This is a genomic window from Corynebacterium sp. HMSC08D02, assembly GCF_001807505.1.
Classification (GTDB): Bacteria; Actinomycetota; Actinomycetes; order Mycobacteriales; family Mycobacteriaceae; genus Corynebacterium; species Corynebacterium pseudogenitalium.
Window position 1 is genome coordinate 390,483 of sequence record NZ_KV789236.1, and the last position, 16,253, is coordinate 406,735.

The following is a 16,253-nucleotide window of genomic DNA, read 5'->3' on the forward strand; positions in this document are numbered from 1 at the left end:
CGTTTCAATTAAGGGGCAGGGTAACAGGCACAGATCTTAACAGCTGTAGCAACCCTTCCGCTTAGACTCCGCCGACGAATCCCAACTGCCGCCAGGCCTCGAAGACGGCGACGGACGCGGAGTTGGAAAGGTTCATTGACCTGCGGCTCGGCAGCATCGGGATGCGTAGCTGCTTGGTCACGCGCGGGTGGCTGCGGTGTGCTTCGGGAAGACCGGTCGGCTCGGTGCCGAAGAGGAGGGCGTCGCCGTCGCGGTACTCGACGTCCTGGTAGTAGTCGGTTGCCTGCGTGGTGAACGCGAAGATGCGGGCGTCCGGGATGGAGGCGAAGCAGGCGTCGATAGTCGGGTGGATCTGCACGTCCGCTAGGTCGTGGTAGTCAAGGCCTGCGCGCTTCAGGTGCTTGTCTTCGAAGTTGAACCCGAGTGGCTCCACCAGGTGCAGTACGGCGCCGGTGTTTGCGCACAGCCGGATTGCGTTGCCGGTGTTGCCTGGGATGACGGGATTGTCAAAGATAACGTGAAAAGCGCACATGGTTACAGTCTAGGATGGTCACCGTGACTGCGATTAAATTAGACGGAAAACTGTACCGCGAGGAGATCTTTGCGGATCTCAAAACACGAGTTGCCGCCCTGCGCGAGCGTGGGATTACGCCGGGGCTGGCCACCGTGCTGGTCGGCGATGATCCGGCGAGCCAGAACTACGTGCGCATGAAGCACCGCGACTGTGAAGAGCTGGGCATTGCCTCCATCATGAAGGAGCTGCCAGGGGACATCACGCAGGAAGCACTCGAGGAAGTCATCGAGGAGCTCAACAACGACGACGCCGTCACCGGCTACATCGTGCAGCTGCCACTGCCGAAGCACTTGGATGAGAACCGCATCCTGGAACTCATCGATCCAGACAAGGACGCCGACGGCCTGCACCCGGTCAACCTGGGCAAGCTGGTGCTCAACGAGCCCGCGCCGCTGCCGTGTACGCCGAACGGCTCCATCAAGCTGCTTGAGCGCTTCGGTGTGGATCTGAACGGTGCGATCGTGTGCGTCATCGGCCGCGGAGTAACCGTGGGCCGCCCAATCTCGCTGATGTTGACCTCGCGCAACGTCAACGCCACGACGGTGCTGTGCCACACCGGCACCAAGGATCTGGCCGCGGAGACGCGCCGGGCGGATGTGGTCATCGCGGCGGCTGGCAAACCACACATGATTACTGCGGACATGATTAAGGAAGGCGCCGCGCTGCTGGACGTGGGCGTCTCTCGTGTCGACGGCAAAACAGTCGGCGACCTGCACCCGGATGTGTGGGAGAAGGCGGGCTGGGTCTCGCCGAACCCTGGTGGCGTTGGCCCGATGACTCGCACGTTCCTGGTCCGCAATATCGTGGAGCGGGCTGAGCAGCTTGCCTAACTCGGCCGAAGGGTTGTCGCTGGACAACCCTCATGACATTGGGAACCCGCCCTCGCCCCTGCCTCGGAACGTGCAGGTGGCGATGGTCGGCGTGTTCATCCTGGGGTTTGTCGCCGCTGGGGTGTGGTCGCTGACGGACCACTGGCGGCGTGCCACGTTCACACTGGGGGCGACCATGCTGTGGTGCGCACTGCTGCGCCTGACCTGTGACTCGCAGGTCATCGGCTTGTTGGCGGTGCGCTCGAAGCGGTTTGATATCGCGTTTGCCACCGGCCTGGGCGCCGCGATGGTGTGGCTAGCCTGGTCGGTGGACGCGCTGGGCTCCTAAAGGGATCTTACGCGCTGGTCAGCGCGATGAAGTTGCGCAAGATGTTGTCCATCTGGCGGGCCTCGACGAGAAACGCGTCGTGGCCAACCGGGGATGACAGCTTGTGCATCCCCAGCAGGTTTCCCAGGTTGCGGGACATGTGTTCCTGCTGGTGGTAGGGGTACAAAATATCCGTATCGACGCCCACAATCATCGTCGGCACCGTCGACGAGTGCAGCGCCTTGTTCAGGCCTCCGCGACCGCGGCCGATGTCGTGGCGGTTCATGGCTTCAGTGAGTGTGACGTAGGCGCCGGCGTCGAAACGCTTGACGAGCTTCTGCCCCTGGTAGTCCAGGTAGCTTTGCACAGCGAAGCGCTGGTCGTGCTCGCGGTAGGGGCCGAGTGGGTTTTCGCCTTCTTGGGCGCTTGTGCCGAAGCGCTCGTCGATTTCGAGCTCACCGCGGTAGGTGAGGTGTGCGATGCGCCGGGCGGCAGCCAGTCCCTCATCGGGGGAGGTGCCGGTGGAGTAGTAGTCGCCGCCGTGCCAGTTGGGGTCGCGCACGATGGCGTAAATCTGAGCCTCCTGGATGCCGATCTGCCAGGCGCTTGCGCGCGCGGAGACCGCCATGACGCAGGCGTAGCCGACAGATTCGGGGTAAAGCAGCGTCCACTCCAGGGTGCGCGCCCCGCCCATGGAGCCCCCCATGATGGCATGCACACGGTGGATACCGAGCTGGGTGAACAAGGTGTGTTCGGCGCGGACCTGGTCGCGGACTGAAAGTGCGGGGAAGCGGGACCCCCACGCGACGCCGTCGGGATGCGTGCTCGCAGGGCCAGTCGAGCCGTAGCAGGACCCGATCACGTTGGTGCAGATCACGCACCAAGTGTCGGTGTCGAGTGCTTTGCCGGGGCCAATCGCCCCGCCCCACCACTCGGCGGCGTTGGAATCGCCGGTTAAGGCGTGCTCAACAACAAGGATGTTGTTGTCGCCCTTCGGGTCACCCCGGAACTGCCCCCACCGCTGGTACGCGATGTGGGCGTCCTGGATAGTGGCTCCGGCCTCTGTGGTGAAGTCGCCAATCGGGACTATCTGCAGCTCGCCTTCAGGCGCCAGGTTGGGCATGTTAGATCGCTGCGAATCCGCGCTCGAGGTCCGCAATGATGTCGTCGGCGTCTTCGATACCGACGCTCAGGCGGATGGTTGCCTGGGAGATACCGGCGCGCGCCAGGCCCTCCGCGTCCGACTGGGAGTGCGTCGTCGTGGCCGGGTGAACCACCAGGGAGCGGACGTCGCCGATGTTCGCCAGGTTCGAGTGCAGCTTGAGGGCGTCGATAAACTTCCAGGCGTTGGTGTGGTCGTCCTTGTCGCCTGCGATCTCGAAGGAGAGCACCGAGCCGGTGTAGCGCAGGCCGAGCTTCTCCTTCACGGCGTAGTGCGGGGAGGACTCGAGGCCAGCGAAGTTCACTTTCGCTACCTTGTCGTGCTCGCTGAGGAACTTTGCCACCTTCAGTGCGTTCTCGTTGTGGCGCTCCACGCGCAGGCTGAGCGTGTCCAGTCCCTGCAGCGCAACCCACGCGTTGAACGGGGAAATCGCAGCACCGGTATCGCGCAGGATGCCCGCGCGGGCCTTGAGAGCGAAAGCCGGTGCGCCGAGGTCGGCGTACTTCAGGCCGTGGTAGGCCGGGTCCGGGGTGACGAAGTACGGGAAGACAGGCTTCCCGTCGCGCTCGACGGTCCAGTCGAACTTGCCGCCGTCGACGAGGACGCCGCCGATAGCTGCGCCGTTGCCGGTGTAGAACTTCGTGGTGGAGACGACCACGATGTCCGCGCCGAGCTCCAGTGGGCGGACCAGGGCAGCGGTGGCCATCGTGTTATCGATAATCAGTGGCACCTGGTTGCGGTGCGCGACCTCCGCGACGGTCGGGATGTCGAGCACGTCGGCGATCGGGTTGCCGAAGGTCTCGCCGTAGAACGCCTTCGTGTTCGGCTGGACAGCCGCCTGCCAGCTCTCTGGATCGTCAGGGTTGTCCACGAACGTGACGTCGATGCCGAGGCGTGGCAGCGTCACCTGGAACAGGGTCTCGGTGCCGCCGTAGATGCGAGGCGAGGTGACGATGTGGTCACCTGCTGACGCCAGGTTCGTGATGGCGGCGGTCTCTGCAGCCATGCCAGAGGCGAATGCGGTCGCTGCGACGCCACCCTCGAGGTCCGCGATGCGGTCTTCGAGCGCCTGCTGGGTTGGGTTTGTCAGGCGGGTGTAGATCGGGCCTGGATTGGAGAGGTTGAAGCGGTCTGCTGCGTGCTGAGCGTTGTCGAACACGTAGGAGGTGGTCATGTAGATGGGCTGGTTGCGAGCCCCGTAGTCGCTATCGACGGCCTGCCCGGCGTGGATAGAGCGTGTGGTGAAGGACCAGTCTTTCGTATTGCTGTTGTCGTATTGTGTCATGGGGAACAATGTAACGCTTGGTAGGTTCTGTGTGAACCAAGCTGTCTAGCAATACTGTTTAACCAGGCGATATATGTGAATATAAATAGAATAGTGAAGAGCGTCCAGCGCCACGCTCACCCCGGGCGGTAGTCATGCCAACTTGCTGGTTCAACCATGTTGACAATAGTGACGGTGATGTACGTTCGTGAACCTTCGCGTCGCGCAACGCGGGGTAGGCCTTCGGCGACGGGAGGGAACCGGTGCCGGGTTTTCGCCGTCAGAAAAGACATGGGGATTGACAGAGCTCATAAGGCACAACAGCAACGGTGGGAGGAACGGAAGGAAGAGCTACGGCGGGGGATTGTGGACAAGCGGGTTCTTTCCCACAAGAAACTCGACAAACTCCGAGGTCCGTATCGGGTGCTCGACACGAGCATTGTGTATGCAGAGACGGGATGGAAAGCGCTGAGGTTCCACGAACGTCAGTGGCTGCGCGTCGAAGCTGCTGCGATGATGAGCAGGGAAGCGGTGTTGGTCGGAAGATCGGCCGCGCGCATGCACGGCATTTGGGTGATCAGTACGACGGAAGAACCCGTCGAACTGTGTCTGCTTTCGAGGGGGAGCCCGCCATCTCGCCGAAACCGGGAGGGGATAATGTTTCGGCGCATGGTGCTGCGTAGCAACGAAATCTCGTTGCGCGACGGCCACCGGGTTACTAACGGTTTCCGAACGTTTGCTGACATCGCTCGCCATTACGGCTTTGTCGAAGGACTCGTCGCTGCCGACTACCTTCGGTGTAGTGGGTTTACGTTTGAACTTCTTGAACGGGAGGCATCCCAACTTGGCAGGCTAAAGGGCGTTGCCGTGGTCCGGGAGTGCATCCGGCACTGTGTCGCGGATTCCGGTTCGCCCTACGAATCTTTCGCACGCGCTCTGCTGATCCGGGCGGGGATCGGCCCTTTGTTTACGCAGTACGAAGTGGCTGGACGCTACGCGGACCTCTGCGTCGACGGCTGGCTGCTCATCGAGATCGACGGCAACGTGAAATACCAGGGACCCAACGCCGAACGCGCGCGGCAGGAAGAGTTCGAGCGACAGAAGATGATCGCCAACAGGGGGTATGTCTTCCTCCGCTACTCGCCGTCGTTCTTGCGTCGGTACCCTGATCAGTTCGTCCGCGAGGTCCGCGACACCATCGCTGGCCGCCGGGCAGCCCTCGGGTGAGTACCTGCTTCTCGACGCCACCACACCCGCAGCCCGCTCTTCGCCCAGGATGGTAACCAGAGGATGGTAATCAGCCGAGTAGAGGTGATCGCCGTTGGCCCAGTTACTCGGCTGATTACCATCCTCTGGTTACCACGTAGAGGTACCATCCTGGGCGCCAGGTCAAGAACCGTAAACGAAACCCCGGCCGCCGCGAAAACGCAGCAACCGGGGCCGATCAAACCGAGGGTTTACTTCAAACCGTCAATCACCTTGTTAAACGTTGCCGACGGACGCATGACGGCAGTGACCTTGGCCTCCTCAGGCCAGTAGTAGCCACCCAAGTCGGCAGGGGAGCCCTGCACCGCGAGCAGCTCTGCGTCGATGGTCTCGGCGTTCTCTGCCAGCGCCGCAGCAACCGGGGCGAACGTGGCCGCCAGGTCTGCGTCCTCGGACTGTGCAGCGAGCTCCTCAGCCCAGTAGCGTGCCAGCCAGAAGTGGGAGCCGCGGTCGTCGATCTCGCCGACCTTGCGCGATGGCGACTTGCCTTCGTTGAGCAGCTTCTCCGTTGCGCGGTCCAGCGCGTCACCGAGGACGCCTGCCTTCTCGTTGCCCTTGGTGTTCTTCTCGTGGCGGAAGGACTCTGCAAGTGCGAGGTACTCGCCGAGGGAGTCCCAGCGCAGGTGGTTCTCCTCCTGGACCTGCTGCACGTGCTTCGGTGCGGAGCCGCCAGCACCGGTTTCGAAGAGGCCGCCGCCAGCCATCAGTGGAACGACGGAGAGCATCTTCGCGGAGGTGCCCAGCTCCAGAATCGGGAACAGGTCGGTGTTGTAGTCGCGCAGGACGTTACCGGTCACGGAGATGGTGTCCTCGCCGCGGCGGATGCGCTCGACGGAGACCTTCGTTGCCTCAACTGGGTTCAAGATGGAGATGTCCAGGCCGTCCGTGTCGTGGTCCTGCAGATATTTCTCAACAAGGGAGATGAGGTTGCGGTCGTGTGCGCGCTCCTCGTCGAGCCAGAAGATGGCCTTCATGCCGGACAGGCGTGCGCGGTTGACCGCGAGTTTGACCCAGTCCTGGATCGGGGCGTCCTTGGTCTGGCATGCGCGCCAGATGTCGCCGGCCTCGACGTCGTGCTCAATGAGTACGTCGCCGGCCTTGTTTACAACCTGGACCTTGCCGTCGGCAGGGATCTTGAAGGTCTTGTCGTGGGAGCCGTACTCCTCAGCCTTCTTCGCCATCAGGCCGACGTTTGGCACGGTGCCCATGGTGGTTGGGTCGTAGGCGCCGTTGGCGCGGCAGTCGTCGATAACCGCCTGGTAGACGCCCGCGTAGGAGGAGTCCGGGATGGTCGCCAGGGTGTCCTGCTCCTGGTCGGCAGCGTTCCACATGTGGCCCGAGGTGCGGATCATCGCAGGCATCGAGGCGTCGATAATCACATCGGATGGTACGTGCAGGTTGGTGATGCCCTTGTGGGAGTTGACCATCGCCAACGCCGGGCCGTCCTTCAGTGCCTGCTCGAAGGCCGCGCGGATCTCCTCGCCATTATCGACGCCAGCAAGGCCATCGAGGATCGCGCCCAGGCCGTTCTCGCCGTTCAGGCCAGCAGCGAAAAGGGTCTCGCCGTACTTGTCGTAGACGTCCTTGAAGTATGCGCGGACGACGTGGCCGAAGATGATTGGGTCGGAGACCTTCATCATCGTTGCCTTCAGGTGAGCGGAGAAGAGCACGCCCTCTTCCTTGGCGCGCTTGACCGCGTCGAGAAGGAACGCGTCGAGCGCCTTGGCGGACATGAAGGTGCCGTCCACGACTTCGCCAGCTTCGACAGCCAGGGAGTCCTTGAGGACGGTCTCGGTGCCATCATTGGCGACCAGCTTGATGGTCAGGGAATCGGCCGCCGGCATGATGACGGACTTCTCGTTGTGGCGGAAGTCTCCAGCATTCATGGTCGCAACGTTGGTCTTGGAGTCCTTCGACCACGCGCCCATCGAGTGTGGGTGCTTCTTTGTGAAGTTCTTGACGGCCTCCGGCGCACGGCGATCGGAGTTGCCCTCGCGCAGGACGGGGTTCACGGCGGAGCCCTTCACGGCGTCGTAACGCTTCTGTACTTCGCGCTCTTCGTCGGTGGAAGGATTGTCCGGGTACTCCGGCAGGTCGAAGCCAGCGGCCTGCAGCTCTGCGATGGCCTTCTTCAGCTGGACCAGGGAAGCCGAGATGTTCGGAAGCTTGATGATGTTCGCTTCGGGGGTAGTAGCAAGCTGGCCGAGCTGCGCAAGTGCGTCGTCCATCTTCTGCTCGTCGGTGAGACGCTCCGGGAACTGCGCAATGATGCGGCCTGCAAGCGAGATGTCAGCGGTGGTGACATCGAGTCCCGCCTGAGCGGCGAATGCCTCAACGATTGGCTTGAGGGAATAGGTTGCCAGCAGTGGCGCTTCATCGGTGCGTGTCCAAATGATTTGAGCCATGGTTCTCCTTAAGTATCGCGTCAAATGTGTTGCCTAAACCCACAGCGTACAGCTTTTACATACCGCGTGTCTTGTATTAGCGGGGAAAGGTAGGGTCATGGGCATGGTTTTAAGCATTGCTTCGGTCAACGTCAACGGAATCCGCGCGGCCACGAAGGTCCGCAACGAGCTTAATCACGGGATGCACGCATGGCTCGACGCCTCGTCTGTCGACGTCGTGCTGATGCAAGAGGTGCGGGCAACGCAGCAACAAACCGAGCTCGCGCTGGCGCCTGCGCTTGAGCAAGGGTGGTATCTCGCCGTCGCCCCGGCAGAAACTCCGGGCGCGAAAGGCCGCGCGGGTGTGGGAATTCTCTCACGAACCCCCCTATCTGAGGTAAGTGTTGGTATCCCAGGATTCGAGGACGCGGGGCGCTTCATTGCGGCGACGCTCGAAAATGGTGTGCGGGTGGCATCGCTCTACCTGCCGTCGGGTGCGGCGGAGACGGCCAAGCAGGACGAGAAGTACCGCTTCTTCGACCAGTTCGGCCCGGTGCTCGAGGAACTGCCCGCGAAGTACCCCGACATGGTGATCGCAGGCGACTGGAACATCTGCCACCGCCGCGAAGACTTGAAGAACTGGAAGACGAACCGGAAGAAGTCCGGCTTCCTGCCCGACGAGCGCGCGTTCATGGACTCCGTCTTCGGTGCGTTCCCGGATGACGCCGCGCAGGACCTCGAAGACAAGGAAGCAAGCCGGTGGGCTGGGGCGGTGGAGTATGAGTCGGAGGGGCGTCGACAAGCGAATGAGAGCCCGCAGTGGTTCGACGTCGCGCGCCGCCTGCAGCCCGAGGACGCGCCGTACACATGGTGGACCTACCGTGGCCAGGCGTTTAACAACGACGCCGGCTGGCGCATCGACTACCAGGCCGCAACGAAGTCCATGCTCGAGCGCGCGCAGCGCAGCTGGGTGGAAAAGGCGCCTACGGTTGAGCAGCGCTGGTCGGATCACTCCCCACTCATCGTGGAATACGACATTTAATATGGACGCAGTCAGCACCGATCAGCTCATCACCGCGCTCTTCATCATCGGCATCGTCGCAGAGGCCATGACCGCCGCCGTGTCCGCGGGCCGCATGCGCATGGACCTCTTCGGGGTCATCACCCTCGGCGCGTTGACCGCGCTCGGCGGCGGCACGGTGCGCAACCTGCTGCTGGGGATTTACCCGATGGTGTGGGTGGAAAAACCCGAGTATCTGCTGCTCGTCGTAGTTGCTTCCGTACTGACTGTCCGCATTAGTTGGCTGATGCACCAGCTGCGTCGCGGCTTCTTAGTTGCCGACGCCATCGGGCTCGCCGCGTTCGTTGTTGTTGGTATTCGAATCGCGATTGAGAACGGCCACGGGTTCATCATTGCCTGCGTGGCCGCCATCACCACCGGTGTGTCCGGCGGTATCATTCGCGACGTCCTCTCCGATCGTGTGCCGCTGGTGTTCCGGAAAGAGCTGTATGCGTCGGCGGCGGTGATTGGCACCGTGGCGTGGTGGCTCATGATGATGGCGAGGGTCCCGGAGTGGGTCAACGTCATTGTTACCGTGCTGCTCGTGCTGGGTATCCGCCTGGTTTCCCTGAAGCGTGGCTGGTCACTGCCGGTCTATGTGTACGACGACGAGCGCGTCGCCGAGATCGACCCGAAGTACGCGCTGACCTCTTACTTCTACCGGCGAGCGCGGATGGTGCCGGGGGCGCGCCAGGTCTACCGCGGCATCAAGCGCATGCGCCGAACCGACCCGCGGCCAAACAATAAGACCGACAAAGAGGAAAAAGAATAGGGCAGGTACCGCACGCGCACGTTCCGGTCTACAGTAGGTAGGCATGACTAAAAAACAGCGCGTACTTTCCGGCATTCAACCCACGGCAGATTCCTACCACCTCGGCAACTACCTTGGGGCATTGAAGCAGTGGATTGACCTGCAAGACGGGTACGACGCGTTTTATTTCATCCCGGACCTGCACGCCATCACGGTCGACCAGGATCCGAAGGAGCTGCGCGAGCGCACCATCGCGGGCTGCGCGCAGCTGATCGCGCTCGGCATCGACCCAGAGAAGTCCACTCTGTTCGTGCAGTCGCATGTGCCTGAGCACACGGAGCTGACCTGGGTGCTGCAGTGCCTCACCGGCTTCGGCGAGGCAAGCCGCATGACGCAGTTTAAGGACAAGAGCCAGAAGCAGGGCCAGGATCGCACCTCGGTCGGTCTGTTCACCTACCCGGTGTTGATGGCCGCCGATATTTTGCTGTACTCGCCACAGGTTGTGCCCGTTGGTGAAGATCAGCGTCAGCACCTTGAGCTGACCCGCACGCTCGCCGAGCGTTTCAACTCCCGCTACGGCTCCACGTTCGTTGTGCCGGAGGGGCTGATTCCGGAAGGCTCGGCAAAGATTTACGACTTGCAGGACCCGACGTCGAAGATGAGCAAGTCTGGGCAGAACCCCAAGGGTCTGATTAACCTGCTGGATGATCCGAAGGTGTCCGCGAAGCGGATCCGTTCCGCGGTGACGGATGATGATGGCGTCGTCGCCTATGACAAGGAAAACAAGCCAGGTGTTTCCAACCTCTTAGTGATCCAGTCTGCGCTGACCGGCACCCCGATCGACTCGCTGGTGGCCAGCTACGAGGGCAAGGGCTACGGCGCACTGAAGGTTGACACGGCCGATGCACTTGAGGCCTTTACGACGCCACTTCGCGCCCGCTACGACGAACTCATGAACGACCGTGGACAGCTGGAACGCATCCTTGCGGACGGAGCGCAGCGCGCACGCGAGATCGCGGCGCCGTTGGTAAAAGACGTGTATGAGAAGGTTGGTTTTCTCGCGGGAGCCTAGCAATTCGGTGGCTAGATGGTGGACCTTTCCTCTACGATGGTGTGCTTAACGTAACAAACCAGAAGTAGGGAAGGGACTGTGATGGCCACTTCGACGTCGCCACAGACGGAGTACACCGATCGGCAGGGCATTGAGCGCGCCACGAAGCAGCAAACAGAGGGCGCTGCGGACGAGATTGCGAAGAAGGCTCCGGCGGTCGGGCACCTGATGCGGATGAACGAGCGTTTCTCCGCGCAGGGCGGAAACCAGCTTTCAGCAGGTATTACGTACTTCTCGGTACTGTCACTCTTCCCGCTGGCGATGTTGCTGTTCGCTGCCCTCGGTATGTTTTTGAACGGGCGCCCGGACATCATGCAGCAGGTGCAGGACCAAATCACTGAGAACCTCGAAGGGGGACTCGGCGAGACCGTCAACGAGTTGCTACAGGCAGCGATCGACCAGCGTGGAGCCGTCGCAGGTGTCGGTTTGCTCACAACCCTCTGGTCCGGCTTGGGATGGATGAACAACCTGCGAGTCGGCGTTTCGGCGATGTGGAACCTTGACGCGAATGATGGTGGAAACTTCGTCGTGAAGAAGCTGACGGACCTGTTGGGCTTGATCGGTTTGATTCTGCTCTTCATCGTGGCGTTCGGTGTGACCGCTGTAGGTGCATCCTCCTGGACCTCGCAGGCGATGGAGCACTTCGGTCTCGGTGACTTCCCGGGGGCCCGCCTCGTGGTGTGGGCCGTCGGCCTGTTGGTCGGTGTGCTGGCGAACTTCCTGGTTATGTGGTGGATGGTCACGTACATGCCGCGCACGAAGGTGCCGATGAAGTCCGGCCTGAAGGGCGCGCTGCTCGGCGCGGTCGCGTTCGAGCTGGTGAAGCAGTTCGCAACCGTGATCGTCAGCTCGGCGACGGGCAACCCAGCCGGCGCGATCTTCGGCCCAGTGATTGTGCTGATGGTGGTGCTCTATCTCATCTGGCGCGTTGTGCTCTACGTTTCTGCCTGGACCGCAACTACAGAGGAGTCGTTGGAGCTCGAGCCGGTTGAGGTCCCGGAGTCCGCGATCATTAATGTGCGCGCGGGCGCGTACCAGGACCCTGCTAGCAGCGCCTCGGCATCGGGCAAGGCGCTAGGCATTGGGGCCGCGATTGGTGCTATTGGCGTCGGGATCGTTTCTTTGCTGACGCGAAACTAAGCGCGACGGCGAGTGCGGTAACCACCAGCACGCCGCCGACGAGCGCGATGGAAAGCCAGGGAATGCCACCCTGGCTTTTTGCTGTTCCAGGCTGCTCATCAGCGGTATCGGTCGGCTGCGATGTTGTCGTCGGCGTTCCCTCGACAGGGTTCAGCGACGCCACGTGGGTGTGGCCCTCGGAGGCGTAGGCGTAGGACTCGTGGAGAAGCGTCTGCGCCTGCTGCCACGCGCGCATTTTATCCACCGTGGTGTCCAGCACTACCGCCACCAGACGCACGCCGTCGTGGTCGACTGCGCCTACAAACGTGTGGTTCGCGTCATCCGTGTAGCCGGTCTTGCCGCCGATGCCGTCTGGGTCGTTGAGGTAGAGCTTGTTGTCGTTCCACAGCTCGTAGCCCGGGATGTCACCATAGCCGGGGAAGGGGTAGGAGGCGGTGTCTGCGATTTCGGCGAACGCCGGGTTGGAAAACGCGGCCCGGTAGGCGAGCGCCATATCCCATGCCGAAGTGGACATCCCAGCCCGATCCAGCCCGGAGTAGGAGGTTGCGCGGGTGTCGAGCATGCCGAGCTCGCGGGCTTTCGCGTTGATCTTCGTCAGGGTGGCGTCGTCACCGCCGAGCGCCTGCGCGAGCGCATGGGCGGCGTCGTTGCCCGAGGCCATCAGCAGGCCGTGTAGCAGGTCGTTGACGGTGTACTCGCCGCCGGCCCCGATGCCGACGGCGGAGCCCTCCTGGCCAGCGGATTCCTCGCTGACCACAACGCGCTGCTCGCGGGGCAGCTCGTCAATCGCCACGAGTGCGAGCAGCACCTTAATAATCGAGGCCGGCCTGTACCTGCCGTGCGGATCCTTCATCGCAATCACGTCGCCGGTATCGAGGTTGGCGACCAGCCACGCGGACGCGAGCACCCCCTCATCGACATGGAATCCCTCGGGCGCCTCGATGCCGCAGGAGCCCTCGTAGGTTACGGGGAGTGGTTGGAGCGTCTCGGTTTCGCGGGCCTCGGACGTCGATACTGGCTCGGGTGGCCACAGGGAGCGCTCGCAATTGTTCGTGTCCGGCGCATGGAGGCGGACAGGGGGGACCCAGTTGCCGTAGTCGTCGTAAAACCCGGGGCGGGGTGTGACCGTGGTCGTGACCGTCGTATCCTCCGCCTGCGCAAGCGGGGCAGGGGCGAGAGTCAGGCACAGGGGCGCGCACACGGCGCTTGCGATGCGTATTGCAGTGTTCATCGCAGGCTATCGTACGCCAGGTCACCCACGATATTGGTGAGGCTGCGCTTTGTTGCGCGGGTGTGTAGTTTCAGCCACGATGTAGCGCATGGTTGCGGTTGAAGGCATGAATGAGCGGCTGAACAAGCTGCGCGCGGCAGTGCTCGGCGCGAATGATGGCATCGTTTCGACGGCCGCGGTGGTCGTCGGCGTCGCGGGTGCTACCCCGAACGTTCCCGCGATCGCTACGGCCGGCATCGCCGCGCTGATCGGTGGCGCAGTGTCGATGGCGCTCGGCGAGTACGTGTCCGTGTCCTCCCAGCGGGATATGGAAAGCGCCTTCATTGAGCGCGAGCTTGAGCTGCACAAGGAGGACCCGCACGAGGAGTTCGAGCACCTGGTCGCAGGCTACGTCGCGTCTGGTTTGAGCTCGAAGACGGCGCTGAAGGTGGCGAAGGAGCGCACCGCCGAGGACCCCATCAAGGCCCACTTGGAAATGCACTACGGCATCGACGAGGACGACCTTGCGAACCCATGGTCCGCGGCCATTGCGTCGTTCATTTCCTTCTTCCTCGGTGCGTTGCTGCCGCTTGCTGCGGTGCTACTTCCGCCAGACTCGTGGCGTGTGGCGTCGACGTTCATTGTGACTCTCGTGGCGCTGGCGGCAACTGGCGCGATCTCTGCTCGCACTGGTGGCGCGAGCGTGACGCGCGCCGTGTTGCGCTTGGTCATCGGCGGTGGGCTTGGACTTGCCATCACCTTCGGCGCTGGCTGGGCCTTCGGCACCGCGGCGCTCTAAGAGTTTCGTGCCTCGTACTGCTTGACCAGCCGCTCGATGAGTTCGTCGGTGAGTTTGTCGTCCTGCAGAATCATGTCCAGCATCTTGCTGGCGGTCTGATCAAGGTTGCGGTCCTCGTCGTAGGAATCGCCGGAGAGATCCACCCCGATGCCGTCGAGCAGCGACTCGCTTGTCGACGCCCCCTCCGCCACATCCTGGCCTTCCTCCACGTTGATCGCCTCGAACTGGGATGTGAACTCCTGGAGGAACGCATCCGCCTCGTGGACTGCTTCCGAACGGCCTTTGCCGCGCTTGACTTCCGATTCGATCCTGCGCTGGAGCGCCTTTTCCATCTGGCGGTGGCGCCAGGAGCGCACGCGGGTCGGCTCGAGTTCACGCGCGATGTTGCGTGAGCGACGCTCCGCTTTCCGAGCCAGTTCAGCGAGGTGTGCCGCGGTCTGGTTTACCGGCGCGAACTCGGAGTTCGTGGAGATTCGCCAGTTTCCGTAGTAGCCGAGCAGGAAGAGTCCGAAGCTCACCATCGGGCCAATCACCATCCCGATCGCCATGTGGCCCGTGGCGTGCCCAAGCAGCACGATGACAGAGCATGCCACGGCTGGAATGACCGTTGGTTGGTTGTTGCCGAAGACACTCGGCTCGCGGCCGGTGACGACGTCGCGGATCATGCCGCCGCCCGTCGCGGTGAACACGCCCATCATGATCGCAGGCAGGACCGGCAGCCCGTACGTCAGGGCTTTCGACGCCCCGGTGGCCGCCCACAGCGCTGAGACGAAGGCGTCGCCATGGCTTTCAAGCACGCTCCACGCGCGCCCTTTGAAGTATGTAAAGCGCGCGATCACCGCGCCGGTAAAAGCCAGGATGAGGTACTCCGGCTGGCTCATTGCCGCCACGGTGCCTTCGTTGATGAGGACGTCGCGAAGCATGCCTCCGCCGAGTGCGGAGAGCATCGCGATGAAGAAAAACCCGATGATGTCGTAGCCACGGTGGCGTGCGATTGTGCCACCGATGATGCCCATCAGTAAGACACCGGATACATCGAACCAACGATAAATAGCGGAGATTAACGGATCGACCTGGTCCATGGTGGCACATTTTACGTGTGCCAGAATCCGGCGTCTTCGACGGCCTCAGGAATTTAGGCTGCGACTAGAACTTGGAGAAGCGCTTGATGAGCTGCAGCTCCATCTCGTTCCACGCCTCAGCCTTATCCGTAAACGGCGCAGATGGGACGTAGCCTGCGGCTTCGGTGGAGCCCAGCATGTACGCCAGGTAGTCCTGCATGCGTGGGTTTGCCAGGAGGAATGAATTGAGCGAGTCGTCCTTGGCCCAGTCGGCGGCGTCGGCAAGCAGCTCGTAGGCCTTCGCCATCTGCTTGGTATCGACGCTATCGACGCCCTGCTTGATGTCCTGCGCGATGCCGTTGAAGGAGTAGGAGTTGTCCGGGTGGACGGTGACCTCGAGCTCACCAGCGTTTGCCAGGGTAACCAGGTCAGGCCAGGTTGCTACTGCGGCGAGGTCATGGTCATCGTTCTCGATAATCCAGCGTCCAAGGTGTTTGGTGGACGGGAACGTGAAGATTTCACCGTACTTGCCCAGGAATACCGGGTTGGAGCCCAAGTAGGTGCGCAACGTGTAGACGCTCTTGCCCTGGATGGAAACCTTCACTGGGTCGATTCCGGCACGTGCCCACGCGGAGTTGTCGTATGGGTCTTGCGCCTCCTGCTCAGCACGCTCGGCCTCGCTGGCTTGCTGCTTCGCCTCTTCGCGGGCCTTTTGCGCGGCCTCGATAGCTGCGGCAGCGGCGCTGACCGCTGCCGCGTCGATGGAGTCCGTCTGCACCACGCGGACCGACTCATCGAGGGATTTGACTACCTCTTCCCAGTTCGCCAGCACGACGCGGCCGACACCAGACCACTCGTCCAGGCCGTTCTCGCCCTGGTAGTGATCAGAGCCGCGGTTGACGTTGCCCAAAATCGAGTGAGAGGCGAAGAAGATCAGTGCTGGCTCTGCCGCCGCTACCTCCGCGAGGGAGCGCGAAATCTGCAACACGCGGGACAGGTGCGAGACGTTCTCGTGGCTTGGGCGGCCAGCCAGCAACTCCGGTGCACCAATGATGTCGAAGTACTGCTTGTCATTCGGCACCACACGGTCGTCGCCCTGGTTGGAAAACTGCTCCCACTTGGGGTGGTCCGCCAGGTCATGCTTCGGCGTGTTGTTGATGTATGCGAGCAGCGCCTCGGGGGATTCGAAGACGAGCACCGAGTTTTCATCGCCGAAAAAGGCCTGCCACTCGGAGCCGTGCTCCTTCCAGGTTGGCGCCCACAGGGTGTAGAAATCGCCGTCGGTCAGTGAAAGCTTGACGGGCAAAATAGCACGGGTAATCATGCAGCAAATC

Annotated in this window: 15 protein-coding genes; 8 read left to right on the top strand and 7 right to left on the bottom strand. The window is 62.4% G+C overall.

Annotated features, from left to right (window positions below; all coding sequences use genetic code 11):
• Positions 1 to 61: 61 nt before the first annotated feature.
• Positions 62 to 532 (bottom strand): tRNA (cytidine(34)-2'-O)-methyltransferase, encoded by a 471-nt coding sequence (locus tag HMPREF3170_RS03025; protein WP_070477642.1) that lies wholly within the window; start codon positions 530 to 532, stop codon positions 62 to 64.
• A gap of 23 nt (positions 533 to 555) precedes the next feature.
• Between HMPREF3170_RS03025 and HMPREF3170_RS03030 the strand changes: the two genes are divergently transcribed.
• Both HMPREF3170_RS03030 and HMPREF3170_RS03035 read left to right on the top strand, forming a co-directional pair.
• The gene (locus HMPREF3170_RS03030) at positions 556 to 1,404 is read left to right on the top strand and encodes a bifunctional methylenetetrahydrofolate dehydrogenase/methenyltetrahydrofolate cyclohydrolase (protein WP_205634833.1); all 849 of its coding nucleotides are present in this window, start codon (positions 556 to 558) and stop codon (positions 1,402 to 1,404) included.
• A complete protein-coding gene (locus tag HMPREF3170_RS03035) occupies positions 1,397 to 1,732 on the top strand; it encodes a DUF3017 domain-containing protein (protein ID WP_246814897.1) in 336 nt (111 codons plus the stop codon). Before HMPREF3170_RS03030 ends, HMPREF3170_RS03035 begins: the two co-directional genes overlap by 8 nt.
• Positions 1,733 to 1,739: 7 nt before the next feature.
• Here the strand turns inward: HMPREF3170_RS03035 and HMPREF3170_RS03040 are convergent, their stop codons facing one another.
• Positions 1,740 to 2,834 (bottom strand): homoserine O-acetyltransferase MetX, encoded by a 1,095-nt coding sequence (locus tag HMPREF3170_RS03040; RefSeq protein ID WP_083290817.1) that lies wholly within the window; start codon positions 2,832 to 2,834, stop codon positions 1,740 to 1,742.
• A gap of 1 nt (position 2,835) precedes the next feature.
• Positions 2,836 to 4,158 carry an O-acetylhomoserine/O-acetylserine sulfhydrylase gene (locus HMPREF3170_RS03045; RefSeq protein ID WP_070477647.1) on the bottom strand — a complete coding sequence of 441 codons (1,323 nt, stop codon included), beginning with the start codon at positions 4,156 to 4,158 and terminating at the stop codon, positions 2,836 to 2,838.
• A 345-nt stretch (positions 4,159 to 4,503) separates the two neighbouring features.
• Between HMPREF3170_RS03045 and HMPREF3170_RS11235 the strand changes: the two genes are divergently transcribed.
• Positions 4,504 to 5,364: a hypothetical protein gene (locus tag HMPREF3170_RS11235; RefSeq protein ID WP_168161608.1), complete on the top strand. Its 861-nt coding sequence runs from the start codon at positions 4,504 to 4,506 to the stop codon at positions 5,362 to 5,364.
• Positions 5,365 to 5,594: 230 nt separating this feature from the next.
• On the opposite strand, the gene HMPREF3170_RS03055 is transcribed toward HMPREF3170_RS11235, so the two are convergent.
• The gene (locus tag HMPREF3170_RS03055; protein ID WP_070477649.1) at positions 5,595 to 7,808 is read right to left on the bottom strand and encodes an NADP-dependent isocitrate dehydrogenase; all 2,214 of its coding nucleotides are present in this window, start codon (positions 7,806 to 7,808) and stop codon (positions 5,595 to 5,597) included.
• 103 nt (positions 7,809 to 7,911) lie between these two features.
• On the opposite strand from HMPREF3170_RS03055, the gene HMPREF3170_RS03060 reads away from it, so the two are divergent.
• From HMPREF3170_RS03060 to HMPREF3170_RS03075, 4 genes are all read left to right on the top strand, one after another.
• Positions 7,912 to 8,829 (top strand): exodeoxyribonuclease III, encoded by a 918-nt coding sequence (locus HMPREF3170_RS03060; protein ID WP_070477798.1) that lies wholly within the window; start codon positions 7,912 to 7,914, stop codon positions 8,827 to 8,829.
• Position 8,830: 1 nt separating this feature from the next.
• Positions 8,831 to 9,619, top strand: a complete 789-nt coding sequence (locus tag HMPREF3170_RS03065; RefSeq protein ID WP_070363005.1) for a trimeric intracellular cation channel family protein — start codon at positions 8,831 to 8,833, stop codon at positions 9,617 to 9,619.
• Between the two features lie 43 nt (positions 9,620 to 9,662).
• The gene (gene trpS / locus HMPREF3170_RS03070; RefSeq protein ID WP_070363004.1) at positions 9,663 to 10,670 is read left to right on the top strand and encodes a tryptophan--tRNA ligase; all 1,008 of its coding nucleotides are present in this window, start codon (positions 9,663 to 9,665) and stop codon (positions 10,668 to 10,670) included.
• Between the two features lie 81 nt (positions 10,671 to 10,751).
• A complete protein-coding gene (locus HMPREF3170_RS03075; RefSeq protein ID WP_070477651.1) occupies positions 10,752 to 11,849 on the top strand; it encodes a YhjD/YihY/BrkB family envelope integrity protein in 1,098 nt (365 codons plus the stop codon).
• On the opposite strand, the gene HMPREF3170_RS03080 is transcribed toward HMPREF3170_RS03075, so the two are convergent.
• Complete coding sequence (locus tag HMPREF3170_RS03080; protein WP_070363002.1) at positions 11,809 to 13,080, bottom strand: D-alanyl-D-alanine carboxypeptidase family protein; 1,272 nt, start codon at positions 13,078 to 13,080, stop codon at positions 11,809 to 11,811. The genes HMPREF3170_RS03075 and HMPREF3170_RS03080 overlap by 41 nt on opposite strands.
• Positions 13,081 to 13,168: 88 nt before the next feature.
• Here HMPREF3170_RS03080 and HMPREF3170_RS03085 point away from each other — a divergent pair, with 88 nt between their 5' ends.
• Positions 13,169 to 13,858 (top strand): VIT1/CCC1 transporter family protein, encoded by a 690-nt coding sequence (locus tag HMPREF3170_RS03085; protein ID WP_070363001.1) that lies wholly within the window; start codon positions 13,169 to 13,171, stop codon positions 13,856 to 13,858.
• Here the strand turns inward: HMPREF3170_RS03085 and HMPREF3170_RS03090 are convergent.
• A complete protein-coding gene (locus HMPREF3170_RS03090; protein WP_070363000.1) occupies positions 13,855 to 14,940 on the bottom strand; it encodes a trimeric intracellular cation channel family protein in 1,086 nt (361 codons plus the stop codon). The two genes, HMPREF3170_RS03085 and HMPREF3170_RS03090, sit on opposite strands and share 4 nt — an antisense overlap.
• 64 nt (positions 14,941 to 15,004) lie before the next feature.
• The gene (locus HMPREF3170_RS03095; RefSeq protein ID WP_070477653.1) at positions 15,005 to 16,243 is read right to left on the bottom strand and encodes a hypothetical protein; all 1,239 of its coding nucleotides are present in this window, start codon (positions 16,241 to 16,243) and stop codon (positions 15,005 to 15,007) included.
• Between the last annotated feature and the right edge of the window lie 10 nt (positions 16,244 to 16,253).

What these genes read in the sequence shown, in the direction of transcription:
- HMPREF3170_RS03025 (WP_070477642.1), bottom strand. Translation starts at nt 532, where the DNA reads ATGTGCGCTTTTCACGTTATCTTTGACAATCCCGTCATCCCAGGCAAC.
- HMPREF3170_RS03040 (WP_083290817.1), bottom strand. Translation starts at nt 2,834, where the DNA reads ATGCCCAACCTGGCGCCTGAAGGCGAGCTGCAGATAGTCCCGATTGGC.
- HMPREF3170_RS03045 (WP_070477647.1), bottom strand. Translation starts at nt 4,158, where the DNA reads ATGACACAATACGACAACAGCAATACGAAAGACTGGTCCTTCACCACA.
- HMPREF3170_RS03055 (WP_070477649.1), bottom strand. Translation starts at nt 7,808, where the DNA reads ATGGCTCAAATCATTTGGACACGCACCGATGAAGCGCCACTGCTGGCA.
- HMPREF3170_RS03060 (WP_070477798.1), top strand. Translation starts at nt 7,912, where the DNA reads ATGGTTTTAAGCATTGCTTCGGTCAACGTCAACGGAATCCGCGCGGCC.
- HMPREF3170_RS03065 (WP_070363005.1), top strand. Translation starts at nt 8,831, where the DNA reads ATGGACGCAGTCAGCACCGATCAGCTCATCACCGCGCTCTTCATCATC.
- trpS (WP_070363004.1), top strand. Translation starts at nt 9,663, where the DNA reads ATGACTAAAAAACAGCGCGTACTTTCCGGCATTCAACCCACGGCAGAT.
- HMPREF3170_RS03075 (WP_070477651.1), top strand. Translation starts at nt 10,752, where the DNA reads ATGGCCACTTCGACGTCGCCACAGACGGAGTACACCGATCGGCAGGGC.
- HMPREF3170_RS03080 (WP_070363002.1), bottom strand. Translation starts at nt 13,080, where the DNA reads ATGAACACTGCAATACGCATCGCAAGCGCCGTGTGCGCGCCCCTGTGC.
- HMPREF3170_RS03085 (WP_070363001.1), top strand. Translation starts at nt 13,169, where the DNA reads ATGGTTGCGGTTGAAGGCATGAATGAGCGGCTGAACAAGCTGCGCGCG.
- HMPREF3170_RS03090 (WP_070363000.1), bottom strand. Translation starts at nt 14,940, where the DNA reads ATGGACCAGGTCGATCCGTTAATCTCCGCTATTTATCGTTGGTTCGAT.
- HMPREF3170_RS03095 (WP_070477653.1), bottom strand. Translation starts at nt 16,243, where the DNA reads ATGATTACCCGTGCTATTTTGCCCGTCAAGCTTTCACTGACCGACGGC.